This window comes from Flectobacillus longus, assembly GCF_030056705.1.
Classification (GTDB): Bacteria; Bacteroidota; Bacteroidia; order Cytophagales; family Spirosomataceae; genus Flectobacillus; species Flectobacillus longus.
The window spans coordinates 1-944 of sequence record NZ_JASHIC010000068.1 but is presented as its reverse complement, the minus strand read 5'-3'; the positions used below and the strand labels follow the sequence as shown (position 1 = coordinate 944).

Here is a 944-nt window from a genome sequence, read left to right as displayed (position 1 = left end):
AGAAAAAAAGCTCTAAAGCCTTGTGTCAAGCGAGCACTTGTGCGAGAGTTGAAAGAACTCTATCCAAGAGGCATTAGCAAGGCATGCCGTATCTTCAAAACGAGCCGAAGCAGTTTAAGGTATCAATCCGTTAAGAACGATCAAGTGTTAATGGATGAATTATCACAATTGAGTAAGGATCATCCTCGTGAAGGCTTTTGGAAGTTTTACCACCGTATGCGCAATGCGGGTCATATCTTCAATCATAAGCGAGTGCATCGGGTGTATGTTCATATGGGTCTTTCTATTCGTAGAAAGGCTAAAAAACGTCTTGTGGCTAGAGTAAAAGAGCCCTTAGAAGTTCCCCAAAGCTTTACTCAAACTTGGAGCATAGACTTCATGAGTGATGTTTTGAGCAATGGGCGTTCATTCCGAAGCTTTAACGTGATAGATGATTACAATCGAGAAGTACTTTTCATAGAGACAGACTACTCGCTCAAGAGTAGTAGGGTAATTTATATTCTTCGCCATTTGGTGAACAAATATGGTAAGCCCACTAAGATTCGAATGGATAATGGACCAGAATTTGTAGCAAAGCTAGCGCAAGAATGGAGTCAGATGAATGACATCGTTTTTCACTATATTCAACCAGGGAAACCAACGCAAAATGCCTACATTGAGCGATTCAATCAAACTTACCGCAGACATGTATTAGATGCTTATGCTTTTGATTCTTTGGAGGAAGTTCGCCAAGAAACAGATCTATGGATGAGGGATTATAATTTCGTTCGCCCGCATGTCTCTCTAGGTGGAATGAGCCCAGTAGATTATAGAATGAAAAAACAGAACACCCTTCTTGGGCTTCGTTCCGCTACGCTACACTCAGCCCAAGAAGGGTCTAAAACATAATCAAAGTAGACAGATTATGTATATTTTTAAACTGTACTAAAAATGGGAAGCCGACA

The 944-nt window shown here is 40.7% G+C and carries 1 pseudogene; it reads left to right on the top strand.

Going from position 1 to position 944, the window contains the following annotated elements:
• Window positions 1-810, top strand: a pseudogene (locus QM491_RS25455) (IS3 family transposase); the annotation flags it as partial.
• Window positions 811-944: the final 134 nt, after the last annotated feature.